Here is a 16,660-nt window from a genome sequence, read left to right on the forward strand (position 1 = left end):
CGACGGAAGTCGGCTGGGCAAAGCCGTTTGGCACTGTCAGACTGAAGGTTGTGACACTGTTGCGGGTTGAGCGCGCCTCATGATGCTTTCCGGTGGGCTGGTAGCCTTCATATTTCTGCTGTACATGGCCTTGCTGTTCGTCATTGCCTTTTGGGGTGATCGCAACGCGAGTGTGCTCAAGCCGCGCCTGAGGGTCTGGGTCTACAGCCTGTCGCTGGCCGTCTGGTGTACCAGCTGGACCTTTTTTGGTTCGGTCGGCATGGCGACCGACCAGCTCTGGGGCTTTTTGCCCATCTACCTGGGGCCGTTGCTGCTGTTTCTGTTTGGCTGGCGCCTTTATGCGCGCATGATTGCGATCAGCAAGCAGGAAAATATTACCTCCATCGCCGATTTTATCGCCTCGCGCTACGGCAAGTCGCAAAGCCTGGGTGTTGTCGTCTCGCTGCTGTGCCTGGTTGCCGTGCTGCCGTATATCGCGCTGCAACTCAAGGGGATCGTGCTGGGCTACAGCCTGCTTACCGGCGGCGGAACCGAAGCGGCAACGCCATTGAATGCGTTCGGCGCGGAAGATACCGCGCTGGCCGTCACCCTGGTTCTGGCATTGTTTACCGTGCTGTTCGGGACCCGCAGCCTGGATGTGACGGAGCACCACCGAGGCATGATGCTGGCGATTGCCTTTGAGGCGCTGGTCAAGCTGCTGGCGTTTCTGGCGGTCGGGCTGTTTGTGGTGTTCGGGCTGTTCGGCGGCGCAGCAGACCTGATAACTCAGGCGCGCGCCGAGCCGGTGCTGGAGAGCTACTGGCAGCGCGATACGCCGGTCATCGGCATTCTGCTGCAAACCTCCATCGCGATTTTCGCCTTCATCTGCCTGCCCCGACAGTTCCAGGTCGCTGTGGTGGAAAACAGCGAGCCGGGTGATCTGCGTCTGGCACGCTGGGTTTTTCCGGTTTACCTGCTGCTGGCCGGCCTCTTTGTGGTGCCCATCGCTTTGGCTGGTCAGATGCTGCTTGGCGACGGCATGTCGCCCGATTCCTACGTCATCAGTCTGCCGTTACTACAGGGCAATCCGGTGTTGGCCATGGCTGCCTTCCTGGGTGGTGCCTCGGCGGCATCCGGCATGGTGATCGTGGCGGCGATCGCGCTCAGCACCATGGTCTCGAACGATGTGGTATTGCCGATCCTGTTGCGCAACCGCGTCGGCGCCGAGCATTCCTACGAGCGTTTTCGTGGCTGGTTGCTGAACGTCCGGCGCACCAGCATTCTGATTATTCTGCTGCTGGCCTATGTGGTTTACCGCTTGATCGGCAGCGAGACCAGTCTGGCCAGCATCGGCCAGGTCGCGTTTGCCGCTATCGGCCAGTTGGCGCCGGCGATGTTTGGCGCGCTGTTCTGGAAGCAGGCCAACCGCACCGGCGTGCTGGCGGGGCTGCTGGTCGGGATCGTGCTGTGGCTGTATCTGCTGGTGTTGCCGCTGGTTGGGGCCGGCTTGCATTGGCATACCGACCAGCTGCCGATGATCGAAGTGGTGCGGACCGCCGCCGCGAGCTGGGGCGTGGATGCGCTGACGCTGGCCAGCGTGGTGTCACTGGTATGCAACTTCCTGGTCTTCGTTGCCGGCTCGCTGTTTAGCCGGACGCGTGTGCTGGAACACTGGCAGGCCAGCCGCTTTGTCAGCCAGGACAGCGAGCCCTGGATTGACGGGCCCGGCAAGGTGCTGCTGCGGGTGCGGGTCGACGACCTGCTGGAGCTGGCCTCGCGTTTTGTTGGGGAGGAGCGCGCCGAGGCGGCCTTCAATCATTATGCCCAGCGCCAGGGTGGCAGCCTGCATGGCAGCCAGACTGCAGACTCCGGCTGGATTACCCTGACCGAGCGCCTGCTGGCCGGCGTACTGGGCGCTTCGTCGGCGCGGCTGGTGGTGAAGGCAGCGATTGAAGGGCGCGACATGCAGTTTGACGATGTGGTGCGCATCGTTGATGAAGCCTCCGAGGTGCTGCAGTTCAACCGGGGCCTGCTGCAGGGCGCGATCGAGAACATCAGTCAGGGGATCAGCGTGGTTGATAAATCCCTGCGGCTGGTGGCCTGGAATCGCCGTTATCTGGAAATGTTCCAGTATCCGGAAGGGTTGATTGCCATCGGTCGTCCGATTGCCGACATCATTCTGCACAATGCCCGGCGCGGGTTGTGCGGGCCCGGTGACCCGCAACTGCACGTCGACAAGCGCATCGCCTGGATGCAGCAGGGTACGCCGCATCGCTCCGAACGCATGTTCCCTGACGGCAGCGTCATCGAGATCATCGGCAACCCGATGCCCGGTGGCGGCTTCGTCATGAGCTTCACCGACATCTCCGCCTTCCGCGAAGCCGAGCGGGCGTTGCAGGAAGCGAACGAGAGTCTGGAGCGGCGGGTGGACGAGCGCACCCGCGAGCTGTCCCAGCTCAACCAGGCACTGCTGCAGGCGCAGGCCCAGACCGAGCGGGCCAGTCAGTCCAAGAGTCGATTCCTGACCGCCGTCAGCCATGACCTGATGCAGCCGCTCAATGCCGCGCGTCTGTTCTCCGCCTCGCTGGCCCATCAGTCCGACATGCCGCCGGAGGTGGAAGAGCTGGTGCGCCATCTGGACAGCTCGCTGGCGTCCGCCGAGGAGCTGATTTCCGATCTGCTCGATATTTCCCGTCTCGAAGCCGGGCGCATCGTGCCGGAGCTGGGTGATTTTGCCCTCAGTGAGCTGTTTGACCCGCTGCGCATCGAGTTCAGTGCGCTGGCGGTCGAGCAGGGTATTGATCTGCGCATTCACAGCAGCCGGCTGCGGGTGCGCAGCGACATGCGCCTGCTGCGCCGGGTGCTGCAGAACTTCCTGACCAACGCCTTCCGCTATGCCAGTGCTGCGCGGGTGGTGCTGGGTGTGCGCCATCTGCACGGCGCGGTACGGATTGAGGTCTGGGACCAGGGGCCGGGCATTCCGCAGGACAAATTGCAGCTGATCTTTGAAGAGTTTCAGCGACTCGACAGTCACCGTACCCAGGCCGAAAAGGGGCTGGGCCTGGGGTTGGCCATTGCCGACGGTCTGTGCCGGGTACTCGGGCACGAGCTGAGCGTGCGTTCCTGGCCGGGGCACGGCAGTGTGTTCAGCGTTACCGTGCCGCTGGCGAGCATGCCGCGGGCAGTGCGCAGTCGGACGGCCAAGCCCGAGCTGCCACCGCAGTTCGACGGCGCGCCGGTACTGTGTATCGACAATGAGAGCAGCATTCTGGCCGGCATGCAGAGCCTGCTCGGGCGCTGGCAGTGCCGCGTCGCAGTCGCGCGCGACCGGCAGGAAGTTCGGCAATTGCTCGATCAGGGCTTCGTCCCGGAGCTGGTGCTGGTTGATTACCACCTCGATGATGGCGATACCGGCACTCAGCTGATGCTGTGGCTGCGTGACTTGCTTGATGCCGACTTGCCGGGGGTAGTGATCAGTGCCGATGGCCGTCAGGATGTGCTCAGTGAAATCTCGCTGGCAGGCCTGTCGTATCTGCCCAAGCCGGTCAAGCCGGCGGCGCTGCGGGCGCTGATCAGCAGGCACATTGCACTTGCCTAGCATGCGACCGTAACAGTTTGCCGGATGTTGTTTTCTAGCTGTATCTGTCCTGTCGCCCGGCGGCGGGCTAGGCTGCACATCTATATATTCTGATACTGCCCGGCCCGTCTTTACGCCCATGTCTGCCAAAACCAGTGCGCTGCTCTGCGGCGCGCGCGATACCGTTCCCATGCTGATCGGCGCGACGCCGTTCGGTGTCATTTTCGGCACGCTGGCTGTTGCCAGCGGCCTCTCGCTGCCTGCCACCCTGCTGATGTCGGCGCTGGTCTTCGCCGGCTCAGCCCAGTTTATTGCCGTGAGCCTGATCGCCAGCGGCGCCGGGCTGGTTGTGCTGCTGCTGACGACCTTTATCGTCAATCTGCGGCATGCGCTCTACAGCGCCAGCCTGATGAGCCATGTCAGTCACCTGTCCCAGCGCTGGAAGATTCCGCTGGCGTTCTGGTTGACCGACGAGAGTTTTGCCGTGGTCCAGCGGCACTATCTGGATCCGCAGATCCCGCTGGAGAACAAGCACTGGTACTACCTCGGCTCGTGTCTGGCGATGTACGGCAACTGGTTCCTGTGCACGCTGGTGGGGGCTTTGCTGGGCAACGCGCTGCCCGGTATGGCCGGCTGGGGCCTGGACTTTGCCATGGTCGCGACCTTCACCGGGATCGTCGTGCCGCTGCTGCGCACCCGGCCCATGCTGCTGGCCGCCGTCGTGGCAGGGCTGGTGGCGCTGGTTGCCTACGATCTGCCGTGGAAGCTGGGCTTGATGCTGGCAGCGCTTTGCGGCGTCAGCGCCGGCGTGCTGGCCGAACGCTGGAGCGCGGCAGCCTCCGTACGGGAGGTGGGCAATGAGTCAGTTTGAAGCGGTTCTGCTGCTGGGCATGGGCGTGATCACCTTCGCCATTCGCTACACCCTGTTTGCGGTGGGTCATCGGGTGCGCTTCAGTCCGCTGGTGCAGCAGGCGCTTGGCTATGTGCCGGTCGCGGTCCTGACGGCGATCATTGTTCCGGCTGTCGTCATGCCCGACGGCAACAGCCTGCAGCTGACGCTGGACAACGCCTACCTGGTCGGTGGCGTGGTCGCCGTGCTGATTGCTGCGTTCAGTCGCAACCTGCTGCTGACCATCTTCGGCAGCATGCTGGTGTTCTTCCTCTGGCGTTGGTGGCTGGCGGGCTGACTACCACAGCGAGGCGCGACGGCTGCTGAGGGCGACCAGCATCAGCGCCAGCGCGGCGCAGGAAATGATGCTGGCAAAGCCCAGCACCGTCGGCGCGAAGCCGATCATGTCGCTGACAAAGCCAACGCCCAGCACCACCGACGCCATGGTCAGGTAGGCCATCAGGTAAAACGCCGAGTTGATCCCGCCGCGCTGATCGGCCGGTGCGCTGTTGCTGATCGAGGCAATACCCACCACGCCGGTCGCGCCCGCGCCGCTGGCCGTTGCCAGTGTGGCGAGGGTAAACATCCAGGGCGAGCTGTAGACCACGGCCGCAGCCATCACGCCGAGACCGATGATCAGTGTGGACGGGCCAACCAGCAGCAGGCGATCCAGTGGCTGACGCTTGCAGGCAAACTGGCTTACCCCGGCCATCAGCTGCCAGCCGGCGGCGAACAGGCCGGCCTTGGTGCGATCATCGATGCCGACCAGCTTGGTCGCCAGTGAGGGGCCGAGCGAGGCATACAGGCTGCCGGTGGACCAGGCCAGACAGATCGCCGCGGCAGCGAAGATAAACGCTCCGAGCATCTCCCGCGGCACCTTGATAGTGGTCGGCCGCCAGGCGCGCCAGCGAAAGTCCGGGTGGCGCTGGCCGATATCGGCCGGCCAGGGGGCGAGCAGCAGCAGGGCGACCGTCAGGCCACCAAGGGCCAGGGTTACCGCAAACGGCCAGGTCAGCGCTGCATCGCCCAGCCCGAGCATCAGCGAGCTGACGGTCGGGCCGGCAAAGGCGCCAAGGGTAAAGAACAGCGCCGACAGGGTGGCGGCGCGGGTCCAGTTGCCGTCCGGTTCCAGTTCGACCAGTGCGGCCGAGGAGGCGCCGGTCACGATCCCGGTGCCGATACCGGTCAGCACCCGGGCGATACCCAGCCCATAGATATCGCGCGCCAGGATAAACATTACCGCACCGGCCAGAATGAACAGCAGCCCCGGCACCATCATCTGGCGACGACCAATCTTGTCCGACAGTGAGCCCAGGGTTAGCAGGGTGGTCACCACCCCGAGGACATAGATCGAGAAGACAGCGGTCAGCGCCGTGGAGGAAAAGCCCATCTTCGCCTGCCAGACGGCGTACAGCGGGGTGGGCACGTTGCTCGCGAAGATGGTGGTGAAAATCGCCATCAGGGCAGCGATCATCGCCACACGGCGACTCGACGCGGCGCTGCTGGCTGGCGATTGACCTGACATGTTCACGCTCCCCCGGGGACAAAGAGCGAGATTATCGCAAAATCAGCGCCCCAGCGGACAGCCAGTGCGGCCATCACCGTTGCTGATGGGGTGCCGGTTCGGTGAGTGAGCGCGACAACTCCGCAATCGACAGCGGCGTTCTGGCGTCCAGTGCCCGCTCTGCCATCAGGCGCAGCGCCGCCGCATCCGGTCGCCGCTGCGGCCATTGCTCCACCTCGCTGATCAACGCAGTCTCGCCGGTGGCGGGGTCCACGGTGGCCAGGGCAAAACGGAACGGATGGTAGCCACTCATGCCAAGGCGCAGATCGGTCGCCACCCACTGCCCGTCAATCAGGTCGTAGCGCAGGCGGTCACCGGTAAACCAGCGCAGACGCTGGTCCTGCGGTGATTCGAGCAGTGCCTGTCGGGCCTCGCTGGCGCGGGTCGGCAGCTTGATCAGGGTCAGCGGTTCATGGTCCAGCCAGCCGACCAGCCCTTCGTAGTAGTTGTCGCCGTCGACCGCCATAACCCGCCAGAGCAGGGTGTTGAATGGGGTCGGCGTACTGAAGGTCGCCTGGGGCTGGATACCCTGCTGTGCCAGTGCGGCTTGCAGGTGATGGTCGGCCATCTGCTTGCCGATCAGCGTGCTGCCGAGATACAGCGAACTGAGCAGCAGCCCGGCGTATTGCCAGCGCAGGCCGCTGCGGCCCAGCCCGATCACCAGCCCTGCCAGCATCGCCAGCAGCAAGGGCAGGGTGTAGAGCGGGTCAATGATGAAAATACTGGAAATCGCCACCGGCGGCATCGGCAGCGGCCAGAACAGCTGGGTACCGTAGGTGGTGAAACTGTCGAGTAGCGGATGGGTGCAGAGCACCAAAGCCAGGGTGGCGAACAGCCTGCCGCTGCTGTAGCCCGCGTCCGGCCAGCGTTTGCGTATCAGCCAGGTGAGCAGCGCGGCGAGTGTTGCCAGCACGAACAGGGAGTGGCTGAACCCGCGATGGTAGGTCATGTCGGCGACCGCATCGCCGTAGTCGATCAGCACGTCCAGATCGGGCACCGTACCCAGTGCTGCGCCGTAGATCAGCGCCTTGCGGCCCTGCCAGCGGCCGAGCATTGCGCCCTGGATCGAGGCGCCGAGAACGATCTGGGTAACTGAATCCATGGAAAGACTCCGCAGGGTGAGATGCACAGCCTACTGCATCTCGTTGCCCCGCGCAGTCCTGTCACGTTTCCCGATTTTTCAGCTCAGGTCGTGCTGACGATCCAGCTCGATGCACTGATCCAGCAATTCCAGGTAGGCCTTGCGGCTCTTGACCTTGGTCTGGCGGAAGGCAGTCATATTCAGCGCAGCCAGCTCCCGGGCCTTGGCCATGGCTGCCGCTTCCAGCTCCTCGGCCGCGACCACCTTGTCGAGGAAGCCGGCAATGACGGCTTCTTCCGGGCTGAACATTTCGGCGTTGATCACCGCACGGCCAAAGGCGGCTGGCGTCAGGCGGGCACGCGCCAGTTCGATGCCGGCGTGGTGCATGGTCATGCCGATGGCGGTTTCGTTCAGGCCAATCTTGAACGGACCCTCAACGCCCAGTCGGTAATCGGACGACAGCAGCAGGAACGCGCCCTTGGCAATTGCGTGGCCGGTGCACACGGCAACAATCGGGAAGGGGTGAGACAGCATGCGGCGTGACAGGGTTGAACCGGACGCCACCAGCGCCTTGGCCGCATCCGGGCCAGAGGTCATGACTTTCAGATCGTAGCCGCCGGAGAAAATGCCCGGCTTGCCGCTCAGCACCACCACGGCGCGGTCCTTTTCCGCCTGATCCAGCGCAGCGTTAATCGCAGCGATCATGTCGGGCGACAGGGCGTTCACCTTGCCATTATCCAGGCTCAGGTGGGCAACGCCGTCAGCGAAACGATAGGAGACCAGCTCGCTCATCAGAAAGTCCTCACATAGAAAGTCATACGGCATCAGCGCCGCAGCGTAAAGCAGGCAGTTTACCAACTAATTCATGACTGGCGAGTCCGCCAAAGCCGGAGTCACGAGTGGTTGAAAACAATGGAAAAAGGGTTTGCCAAAGCGCCCGTGTTTCGATACATTAGCGCGCCTCGGTAGCAGGGTAACCCGCACGCCGAGATCCGGAGAGGTGTCCGAGTGGCTGAAGGAGCACGCCTGGAAAGTGTGTATACGTTAATAGCGTATCGAGGGTTCGAATCCCTCTCTCTCCGCCAGACAAACGAAAAAGCCCCAGCGCAAGCTGGGGCTTTTTCGTTTGTGCGGTGAACAGACGGACGAGAACCCTCACGGTTCGACCGGAGCCAGCAACGCTGGCGCAGGAACGTCGGAGCGCAGCGACGACGGCCCGAGGCTGGTTCAGCCGAGGGCGAGGCGCAAAGCGCCGAGTAATCCCCCCCTAGCAGACAACGAAGGACCTTGGCGCAAGCTGGGGCTTTTTCGTTTGTGCGGTGAACAGACGGACGAGAACCCTCACGGTTCGACCGGAGCCAGCAGCGCTGGCGCAGGAACGTCGGAGCGCAGCGACGACGGCCCGAGGTGGGTCCAGCCGAGGGCGAGGCGCAAAGCGCTGAATAATCCATCTGTCTCAGCCAGCCAAGCAACGACCTACAACCCTGAGAGCTCAGCTTGTTCGCCGGTACCACCTGACAGGCGAGGCGAGCAATCTCAAACCCGCCATCCTCCGCAGCGCCGAAATTCCCGCCTGCATACTCGGTAATCAATCCAGTCAACGCAGATTTCGTTGCATCGAGTGCGTTGCGAGTCGCAGTGCACGCATGTCTGCATCAATATGTTGTTTTCCGTCCCGTCCCGCTGCTGCCGCTCCCACTCCCGAGCCTCGGAGCGCCATAAACCGCTGCATGTCCTGTAACTCCGGATTTGTAATACTCCTCACGAAATGATTTGTATCAACTAAGGTTTGTCTTGGTGGTGATACGTTCAAGCACATCGCCATGCAGATGGCTGACTGTTTCACAGGTTTTGTAGATGGAGTTGCCCTTGCCTGTGCGTCTTTGCAGGGGTGAACACGGATAAGGCTTCATTCCTCTGGAGGTGTCCAATGGACAGCGCACCTGATCGTGAGAAAGACAAGGGCCAGGATATGGCCTCCCGCTTCCCTACTGCGTATTCGATTCTGTTCCTGCTGATCATTCTGATGGCCGGTCTCACCTGGATCATGCCGGCGGGCAAGTTTGACCGCGAGATGAACGAGGCGGTTGGGCGTGAGGTGGCGGTTGCCGGCACTTACCATGAAGTTGAGCCGAATCCGCAGGGCATCGTCGAGGTGATGCTGGCGCCCGGCGCGGGTTTCTATGATCCGGACAGTTATGCGGCCAACGCGATTGATGTGGCGCTGTTCGTGCTGTTTCTGGGCGGCTTTCTCGGTGTGGTGAACGCCACGGGCGCCATTGATACGGGCATCCGGTCGGCGATGGTGCATCTGAAGGGTCACGAGATCTGGATGATTCCGATACTCATGAGCCTGTTTGCCATCGGTGGCACGACCTATGGCATGGCTGAGGAGACGCTGGCGTTCTATGCCTTGCTGATACCCGTGATGATGGCGGCGGGGTATGACTCGGTTACCGGTGTGGCGATCATTCTGATCGGGGCCGGCATTGGTGTGCTTGGCTCGACAATCAACCCGTTCGCGACGGTGATTGCGGCCAATGCGGCGGGTATTCCGTTTACCGACGGGATTATCCCCCGGTTCGTGATTCTGCTGGGCGGGCTGGTGATCTGCATCGCTTACGTGATGGTGTATGCCCATCGCGTTAAACAGGACCCGTCCAGGTCGGCGGTGGCCAAGCAGCTTGAGGAGCACAAGGCCTTTTTCCTCAAGCGTCAGGCTGAGGAGGAGCATAGTGATCACCTGACCGGCATTCAGTCGGTGGTGCTGGTGCTGTTTGCACTGACCTTCGCGGTGATGATCTGGGGCGTTTCATCCCAGGGCTGGTGGATGGCGCAGATGGGCGCGCTGTTCCTCGGGTCTGCAATCGTGATCGGCGTGATTGCACGTCTGGGCGAGAAGGGTCTGACCAGTCACTTTGTCGACGGTGCCAGAGAGTTGCTGGGTGTGGCACTGGTTGTCGGGTTGGCGCGCGGGATTGTGGTGATCATGGAAAACGGCCTGATCGCAGACACCATGCTGCACAGCGCAGCACAGGCGCTGGACGGCATGGGCGGCTTGGCCTTTATCAATCTGATGTTCTGGATCGAGGCGGCGATGAGTTTTCTGGTGCCGTCATCTTCGGGGCTGGCTGTGCTCTCCATGCCGATTCTCGCGCCTCTGGCTGATTTCGCCGGGGTCGGACGTGACCTTGTGGTCACTGCCTATCAGTCGGCCAACGGTCTGGTGAACTTCATCAACCCGACCTTTGCGGTGGTGGTTGGCGGGCTGGCCATCGGCCGGGTGTCCTACGACCGCTGGCTGGCTTTCGTCTGGCCGCTGCTGGTTATTCTGGTGCTGTTCATCACTGCCGTTCTGAGTATTTCCGTTCTGCTGTGAGCGTTTGGCTAATGCAATAGGGAGAAAGGATATGTCTGTTCAAGAGCTGGGCGTTCACTCCGAAACAGGGCGGTTGCGTCAGGTGGTTGTTTGCCGGCCGGGGCTGGCGCATCGGCGACTCACGCCCGGCAATTGCCAGGAGTTGCTGTTCGATGACGTCTTTTGGGTAAAGCAGGCGCAGAAGGATCACGATGTATTTACCCAGCTGATGCGCGACGAAGGCGTGGAGGTGCTGGACGTCAACACCCTGCTGGCCGAAACCCTCGATAACGCCGAGGCGCGCAGCTGGGTGCTGGATCACCGGATTACCGCCAATCAGGTCGGAGTAGGCGCAAAATCCGAACTGGTCAGCTGGATGACAGAGATTCCGAGTGAGCTGCTGGCCAGGCATCTGCTTGGCGGCCTGACCGTTGAGGAGCTGCCCTTTGAGCCTGCGGGGCTGTTCGGCAGTTACATCGGCCATCACGGATTTGTGTTGCCGCCACTGCCGAACGCGCTCTTCACCCGTGACAACAGCGCCTGGATCTACGACGGTGTGGTGGTCAACCCGATGTTCTGGAATGCCCGCCGCCCTGAGACGCTGCTGAATACGGCGATTTACAAGTTCCACCCAAACTTTGCCGGTCGTACCAAGATTCACTGGGGCGACCCGACGGTCGACCACGGGCTGGCGACCCTCGAAGGGGGCGACATCATGCCGGTTGGCAGCAAGACTGTGCTGGTCGGAATGGGGGAGCGTTCCTCGCCCCAGGCCGTCGGCCAGCTGGCGCAGGCCCTGTTTGCCGGGGAGGTGGTCGAGCGCGTGCTGGCGTTTCGCATCCCCAAATCCCGCTCGGCGATGCACCTGGATACCGTGTTCACCCTGTGCGGCGGCGACGTGGTGACCACCTTCAAGGAAGTGGCGGATGAGCTGGTGTGCTACGACATTCGCCCGGGAGACGCCCTGGGGGCGCTGGATTTTCGTATGGATCCGCGTCCGATCTTCGAGATCGTGGCCGAGGTGCTTGGCTTCAGCAAGCTGCATGTCGTGCCCACCGGTGGTGATACCGAGGAGGAGCGGGCCCGTGAGCAATGGAACGATGGCAATAACGTGGTGGCGCTTCGCCCCGGCGTGGTCATCGCCTATGACCGCAATGACGATACCAATGCCGAACTGAAGGCAGCCGGCATCGAGGTGCTGGAGATACCGGGGGCCGAACTCGGGCGCGGTCGGGGTGGCGGCCACTGCATGAGCTGCCCAACGGCGCGCGATCCGGTTTGAACAGGACAGGAGACCACAGACCATGGCATTCAATCTGAAAAATCGCAGCTTTCTGACGCTGCGCGACTACACGCCGAAAGAAATCGCCTTTCTGCTCAAACTGGCGGCCGACCTCAAGGCGGCAAAGTACGCCGGCACCGAACGCCCGGTTCTGCAGGGCAAGGATATTGCGCTTATTTTCGAGAAAAGCTCCACCCGAACCCGTGTCGGTTTTGAAGTGGCCGCGTACGATCAGGGCGCCAGAGTGACCTATCTCGGGCCGTCCGGGAACCACATCGGTCACAAGGAAACGGTAAAGGACACCGCGCGCGTGCTTGGCCGAATCTACGACGCCATCGAGTACCGGGGTTTTGGCCAGGAGGTGGTGGAAACGCTGGCTGCCTACGCCGGTGTGCCGGTGTATAACGGGCTGACTGACGAGTTTCACCCGACCCAGATTCTGGCTGACTTTCTGACCATGCAGGAGCATGTCGACAAGCCGTTGCATCAGGTTGCCTATGCCTTTCTCGGTGACGCGGGCAACAACATGGGCGACAGCCTGCTGATTGGTGGCGCCAAGATGGGCATGGATGTGCGTCTCTGCGCCCCGCGTGCCTGCTGGCCGGAGGAGAGCATTCAGCGTGAGGCCCGGGAGATAGCGGAGCAGACAGGCGCGCGGGTGACCCTGACCGAAAGCGTGGACGAGGCGGTGCGGGGTGTGGATTTTGTCTATACCGATGTCTGGGTCTCCATGGGCGAAGCCAAAGAGAAGTGGGCAGAGCGTATCAAGCTGCTCAAGCCCTATCAGGTCACCCGCGAGGTGATGGAGAAGACCGGTAATCCGCGCGCCTGCTTTATGCATTGCCTGCCCGCCTTTCATAACGCGGAAACCACTGTCGGCGCTGAGATCCAGCGCGAATTCGGTCTCGATTGCATGGAGGTGACGGAGGAGGTATTCGAGAGCCCGGCATCCATCGTGTTCGATCAGGCGGAAAACCGAATGCACACCATCAAGGCGGTTCTGGTCGCCACCCTCGGAGGCTAGCATGCTGATCGTCGTCGCCCTGGGTGGCAATGCTCTGCTTAAGCGCGGGGAGGCCATGACTGCCGAAACTCAGCGGGCCAATGTGAGCACGGCTGCTGCCGCGCTGGCGGAACTGGTCAGTGAGGGGCATCAACTGGTGATTACCCATGGCAATGGGCCGCAGGTCGGCCTGCTGGCCCTGCAGGGCGCAGCCTACCGCCCCGATGGCGCCGACCCGCTGGATGTACTGGGCGCCGAGACCGAAGGCATGATCGGCTACATGATCGAGCAGGAGCTGGAAAATGCCATCGACCATCAGAAGCCGGTCGCAACGCTGCTGACCCAGGTGGTGGTGGATCTGGCTGACCCGGCGTTTCAAAAGCCGACCAAGTTTGTCGGGCCGGTATACGACAAAGCCGAGGCCGAACGCAGGGCGGCGGCTGCCAACTGGTCGATTGCGCAGGATGGTGACAAGTGGCGCCGCGTGGTGCCATCGCCGGCGCCGCTTGAGATTCCCGACCTGTCGGTGCTGAAAATCCTGCTGCGCAACGAGGTGATTGTCATCTGTGCGGGCGGCGGTGGTATTCCGGTGGTGCGCCGGCCCGACGGCAGCCTTGTTGGCGTGGAGGCGGTGATTGACAAGGATGCGGCCAGTGCCTTGCTTGCAGAACAGATTGGTGCCGATGCACTGCTTTTGCTGACCGATGTTGATGCGATCTATCGCGATTTCGGTACTCCGCAGGCCCGGCGGGTGAGTGCGCTGAGCGTAGCTGACCTCGACGGCATCAGCCTGCCGGCGGGCTCGATGTTGCCGAAGGCCAAGGCTGCCGCGCAGTTTGCCGGCACCGGCAAGATCGCCGCCATTGGCCGGCTGGAGGATGCCTCTGGTATTTTGCGCGGCAGCGCGGGGACGCGGATCGGCTGACCCATCTCGCCTGAGCTCGAGGCAATTTCTCCGCTACTCACCTTCAAGTGGCGGCAAGACCGTGTGGCAGCAGCCACGCTGCACGGCTCGTTGGCATGTCCCCCGCTTCAGCCTGCTTCTGGGCGTTGCCGAAAATATCGATTGCCATCATTGCAGTGCCTTTGCTTCAATCCAGATGGCATATCGATATCAATTTTAATCAGGAGCTTTACATGGATGTTTGTCTTCCGACGCGTGTCGCTTCCAGAATAAAAGCGGCGTCCTGCTTCGCAGCGGCAGCGTGTTTGGCCGGATGCCTCGGTGGCGGTGGCGGTGGCGGGTCAGTCGAGCAAACCGATCCGCTGGTGGCCGAGACCCGGCTCGGAGACTTTCGCGGCGTGAGTGAAAACGCGATGCGCGTGTTCAGGGGTATTCGTTACGGAAACGCGCAGCGGTTTGCCGCGCCGACAATGGCTCAGGAGCATGAGGGGGTCATCGAACTGGGCGATTTCGCTGATGCCTGCGCGCAGCCGAACACCACATTCGGTAACCCCAGCGCCAGTGAAGACTGCCTGTACCTGAACGTCTATGCTCCAGCCGAGCCCGGCGAATATCCGGTCATTATCTGGATTCACGGTGGGGCATTGCTGGGCGGTGACGGTGGGCCGGACTGGGAGCCCGAACGTCTGGTTGAGCGAGGTGTCGCGGTTGTAACGATTAACTACCGGCTCGGCACTTTGGGGTTCCTGCCTCATACCGAGCTGGGAGACAGTAACTTTGGTTTCCAGGATCAGCAGCTGGCGATGCGCTGGGTGCAAGAGAATATCAGCGCCTTTGGCGGTGATCCGGACAACGTAACAATCTTCGGGGAATCCGCGGGCGGACACAGCGTGTTGAGCCATATTGTCTCGCCAGCTGCGGCGGGCCTGTTTCATCGGGCTATCGTGCACAGTGGTTCCTACAATGGCAATCAGATGCCCCTCAAGCTCGCTTCCGAGCCCCTCAATGAGCCGGACGCCGAGCCAGCCTATGACGGCGAAACCCGCTTTGGCCAGCCTATTGCCGAACGTGTTCGTGAAAAGCGCCCTGACGTCTGTGGTGATGACGTTTCATTGCTCGAGTGTCTTCGTGCCGTTGATCTGGACACGTTATTCGATGCGCAGACTGAAATATTGTTCGAACGGCGTATAGAAGGCTTTGTGCCTGTCTTCGATCCAGATAGCACCACCCTTCCTTGGTCAATCAATCAGGGGTTGGCGTCTGGTGACTTCAACAAAGTCCCCGTGCTGATGGGCAGTAATCTGGATGAGGGTGATCTGTTTATGCTGATCTCTGCCGGCAGTGGCTGGACTGGCGGGTTGCCTGCCAGCTACTACGCGGTAGTGGCCAACCTCATCAAGGAGAATAGCCAGCTGGACAGCGAGGCCATCGCTGATCAGTATCTGCAGCGTGCCAGAGCCCTGATTGCGGCGGATCCGATCAGGCAGGCTGAATTGCAAGAGAGACCGCTTGGGGTGCAGTTTGTTTATGACTACACCTATGCGTATTCGCTTATCGTCACTGACTGGCGTTTCAATTGTCCCAACGACGCCCAGTGGTCGCAGCTTCAGGAAGAAGTGGATACCTATGGCTACTGGTTCTCCGATCGCGGCGCAGACGCCATCTACCGGGCCATTCGTCTGGAGGCCGGGGTTGCCATTCCCGATGTGTTTCCCCTCGGCGCTTCACACGCATTTGAATTGCCCTATCTGCTGAACAGTCAGGCAAAATTCGATCTTGGGGTGCCGTCGCCGGGGCAGCAGGCATTGTCAGATCAGATGCTTGATTATTGGGCAACCTTTGCTGCGTATGGCGATCCGAACAGCACCGAAGGTGGTGCTGAGGCCATCGAATGGCCCCGTTATACAGAGGATGGCAACATCCTGCGCCTGGACGCGCCAGTGATCGATGCGGTGCCGGTATCGGATTTCAGGACGCAGCATAACTGTGCTTTCTGGGCGGAACCTCCGCAGCGTTGAGGCTCTTTCCCGTCCTCGCCAGAGCGAACGGGGGCGGCTGAAGGGCGTCGGCTGGCCGGTGTTTAATGGCTGATTGGCGCCGCAGGTTTGCGCTGGATCACGTCTGCGATGGCTGGTGCCTGCAGCGCTGTACTCGGGCGCTAGCATGAATAAACGGTAAACAGGCCGGCTCGGGATGAGCGGTGAGAGAACAGGGAGCGTTGCATGCGAGCAGATCAGGAGGATCGTCCGCGTCGTTCGGGCGGGGCGGGCGCGTCGATTGGCCGGGTGGCGAGCCGGCTGTTGTGGATCGGGGTGGTATTGTTGCTGGTGCATGTTGGCCGCCCGGACTGGTTGCCCGCGGTGCGTGACCAGCTCGTCGCCGCGCTGTCGCCGGTGCCGGTAACGCCTACTCCCGAGGAGGCTCCCGCCACACCGGCCATCGCCGAGACGCCGCCGCTGGCAGACTCGCAGACCACGGCGGGCCAGCAGATTGCCCCGGTCGTCCGGGTTGAGGCATCCGGCGGGCGCCAGACGTCCTTCAGTGACGACAACTATGCGCCCCGGCAACTGGTGAACGTGATGGAGTCGCGTCATGTTCGCCAGTATGCGCAGTCACAGCCACGACGCATTGAACAGCCGCGTCAGCGTGGTCTGAATGGCACGGGGACTGCCACCTTCTTCTGGGAGGATGCCCGTGGTCAGCGCAGCCGCTGGCAAACCGCTTACAGCTATCGCAACAGCCTGATCGACACGGCCAGTTTCTGCAGCAACTATCGCCGCGGCTCCATTGACTACCGCACCTGCCGCAAGGGCGCCAAGGCCTGGCTGGGGGAGCGTTGCGGCAATGGCAACCGGGTGGCCGGGGAGCGGCAACGCATGTACTGCCATGCCCATAGCGGGTTCGGGCTGTGATCGCGGTGCGTTATTCACCCGGTTTGTTGGCTGATATTTCAGGAGCCCCGTTGGGCTGGCGGCGCCTTGCTTTTTGCTGGTCAAGGATTTAGCTTCTGGATCCGAAGCTAA

The 16,660-nt window shown here is 62.1% G+C and carries 12 protein-coding genes and 1 tRNA gene; 10 read left to right on the forward strand and 3 right to left on the reverse strand.

All coding sequences use genetic code 11. The features are described 5' to 3' along the window. The first annotated feature begins 79 nt into the window (after positions 1 to 79). From ACZ5WQ_RS00395 to ACZ5WQ_RS00405, 3 genes are all read left to right on the forward strand, one after another. Positions 80 to 3,577: a hybrid sensor histidine kinase/response regulator gene (locus ACZ5WQ_RS00395; RefSeq protein ID WP_464382881.1), complete on the forward strand. Its 3,498-nt coding sequence runs from the start codon at positions 80 to 82 to the stop codon at positions 3,575 to 3,577. Between the two features lie 118 nt (positions 3,578 to 3,695). Further along, positions 3,696 to 4,427: an AzlC family ABC transporter permease gene (locus tag ACZ5WQ_RS00400; protein ID WP_233049205.1), complete on the forward strand. Its 732-nt coding sequence runs from the start codon at positions 3,696 to 3,698 to the stop codon at positions 4,425 to 4,427. Then, the gene (locus tag ACZ5WQ_RS00405; RefSeq protein WP_228247337.1) at positions 4,414 to 4,743 is read left to right on the forward strand and encodes an AzlD domain-containing protein; all 330 of its coding nucleotides are present in this window, start codon (positions 4,414 to 4,416) and stop codon (positions 4,741 to 4,743) included. Before ACZ5WQ_RS00400 ends, ACZ5WQ_RS00405 begins: the two co-directional genes overlap by 14 nt. Here the strand turns inward: ACZ5WQ_RS00405 and ACZ5WQ_RS00410 are convergent, their stop codons facing one another. The 3 genes from ACZ5WQ_RS00410 to ACZ5WQ_RS00420 all read right to left on the reverse strand — a co-directional run bounded on the left by ACZ5WQ_RS00410 (position 4,744) and on the right by ACZ5WQ_RS00420 (position 7,882). Further along, positions 4,744 to 5,970 (reverse strand): MFS transporter, encoded by a 1,227-nt coding sequence (locus ACZ5WQ_RS00410; RefSeq protein ID WP_088275613.1) that lies wholly within the window; start codon positions 5,968 to 5,970, stop codon positions 4,744 to 4,746. 73 nt (positions 5,971 to 6,043) lie between these two features. Beyond that, on the reverse strand, positions 6,044 to 7,111 hold the full coding sequence (locus tag ACZ5WQ_RS00415; RefSeq protein ID WP_228247338.1) for a metal-dependent hydrolase: 1,068 nt from the start codon (positions 7,109 to 7,111) through the stop codon (positions 6,044 to 6,046). Positions 7,112 to 7,189: 78 nt separating this feature from the next. Then, a complete protein-coding gene (locus ACZ5WQ_RS00420) occupies positions 7,190 to 7,882 on the reverse strand; it encodes a crotonase/enoyl-CoA hydratase family protein (RefSeq protein WP_233049207.1) in 693 nt (230 codons plus the stop codon). Positions 7,883 to 8,084: 202 nt separating this feature from the next. Between ACZ5WQ_RS00420 and ACZ5WQ_RS00425 the strand changes: the two genes are divergently transcribed. The 7 genes from ACZ5WQ_RS00425 to ACZ5WQ_RS00455 all read left to right on the forward strand — a co-directional run bounded on the left by ACZ5WQ_RS00425 (position 8,085) and on the right by ACZ5WQ_RS00455 (position 16,549). Beyond that, positions 8,085 to 8,175: transfer RNA gene (locus ACZ5WQ_RS00425), tRNA-Ser, on the forward strand. Positions 8,176 to 9,020: 845 nt separating this feature from the next. Beyond that, positions 9,021 to 10,469 (forward strand): YfcC family protein, encoded by a 1,449-nt coding sequence (locus tag ACZ5WQ_RS00430; RefSeq protein WP_464382882.1) that lies wholly within the window; start codon positions 9,021 to 9,023, stop codon positions 10,467 to 10,469. Between the two features lie 31 nt (positions 10,470 to 10,500). After that, entirely contained in the window at positions 10,501 to 11,730 is a 1,230-nt protein-coding gene (locus tag ACZ5WQ_RS00435; RefSeq protein ID WP_464382883.1) for an arginine deiminase, read from the forward strand. Between the two features lie 22 nt (positions 11,731 to 11,752). Next, positions 11,753 to 12,754: an ornithine carbamoyltransferase gene (gene argF, locus ACZ5WQ_RS00440; RefSeq protein ID WP_285677981.1), complete on the forward strand. Its 1,002-nt coding sequence runs from the start codon at positions 11,753 to 11,755 to the stop codon at positions 12,752 to 12,754. A 1-nt stretch (position 12,755) separates the two neighbouring features. Then, positions 12,756 to 13,658, forward strand: a complete 903-nt coding sequence (arcC, locus tag ACZ5WQ_RS00445) for a carbamate kinase (RefSeq protein ID WP_464382884.1) — start codon at positions 12,756 to 12,758, stop codon at positions 13,656 to 13,658. 95 nt (positions 13,659 to 13,753) lie between these two features. Continuing rightward, positions 13,754 to 15,655 carry a carboxylesterase/lipase family protein gene (locus ACZ5WQ_RS00450; RefSeq protein ID WP_464382885.1) on the forward strand — a complete coding sequence of 634 codons (1,902 nt, stop codon included), beginning with the start codon at positions 13,754 to 13,756 and terminating at the stop codon, positions 15,653 to 15,655. A gap of 204 nt (positions 15,656 to 15,859) precedes the next feature. Then, positions 15,860 to 16,549, forward strand: coding sequence for a hypothetical protein (locus ACZ5WQ_RS00455; protein ID WP_464382886.1), 690 nt, complete (start codon positions 15,860 to 15,862; stop codon positions 16,547 to 16,549). Positions 16,550 to 16,660 lie beyond the last annotated feature (111 nt).

Source organism: Halopseudomonas sp. T1L2, assembly GCF_055397385.1.

What these genes read in the sequence shown, in the direction of transcription:
- ACZ5WQ_RS00395 (WP_464382881.1), top strand. Translation starts at nt 80, where the DNA reads ATGATGCTTTCCGGTGGGCTGGTAGCCTTCATATTTCTGCTGTACATG.
- ACZ5WQ_RS00400 (WP_233049205.1), top strand. Translation starts at nt 3,696, where the DNA reads ATGTCTGCCAAAACCAGTGCGCTGCTCTGCGGCGCGCGCGATACCGTT.
- ACZ5WQ_RS00405 (WP_228247337.1), top strand. Translation starts at nt 4,414, where the DNA reads ATGAGTCAGTTTGAAGCGGTTCTGCTGCTGGGCATGGGCGTGATCACC.
- ACZ5WQ_RS00410 (WP_088275613.1), bottom strand. Translation starts at nt 5,970, where the DNA reads ATGTCAGGTCAATCGCCAGCCAGCAGCGCCGCGTCGAGTCGCCGTGTG.
- ACZ5WQ_RS00415 (WP_228247338.1), bottom strand. Translation starts at nt 7,111, where the DNA reads ATGGATTCAGTTACCCAGATCGTTCTCGGCGCCTCGATCCAGGGCGCA.
- ACZ5WQ_RS00420 (WP_233049207.1), bottom strand. Translation starts at nt 7,882, where the DNA reads ATGAGCGAGCTGGTCTCCTATCGTTTCGCTGACGGCGTTGCCCACCTG.
- ACZ5WQ_RS00430 (WP_464382882.1), top strand. Translation starts at nt 9,021, where the DNA reads ATGGACAGCGCACCTGATCGTGAGAAAGACAAGGGCCAGGATATGGCC.
- ACZ5WQ_RS00435 (WP_464382883.1), top strand. Translation starts at nt 10,501, where the DNA reads ATGTCTGTTCAAGAGCTGGGCGTTCACTCCGAAACAGGGCGGTTGCGT.
- argF (WP_285677981.1), top strand. Translation starts at nt 11,753, where the DNA reads ATGGCATTCAATCTGAAAAATCGCAGCTTTCTGACGCTGCGCGACTAC.
- arcC (WP_464382884.1), top strand. Translation starts at nt 12,756, where the DNA reads ATGCTGATCGTCGTCGCCCTGGGTGGCAATGCTCTGCTTAAGCGCGGG.
- ACZ5WQ_RS00450 (WP_464382885.1), top strand. Translation starts at nt 13,754, where the DNA reads ATGTCCCCCGCTTCAGCCTGCTTCTGGGCGTTGCCGAAAATATCGATT.
- ACZ5WQ_RS00455 (WP_464382886.1), top strand. Translation starts at nt 15,860, where the DNA reads ATGCGAGCAGATCAGGAGGATCGTCCGCGTCGTTCGGGCGGGGCGGGC.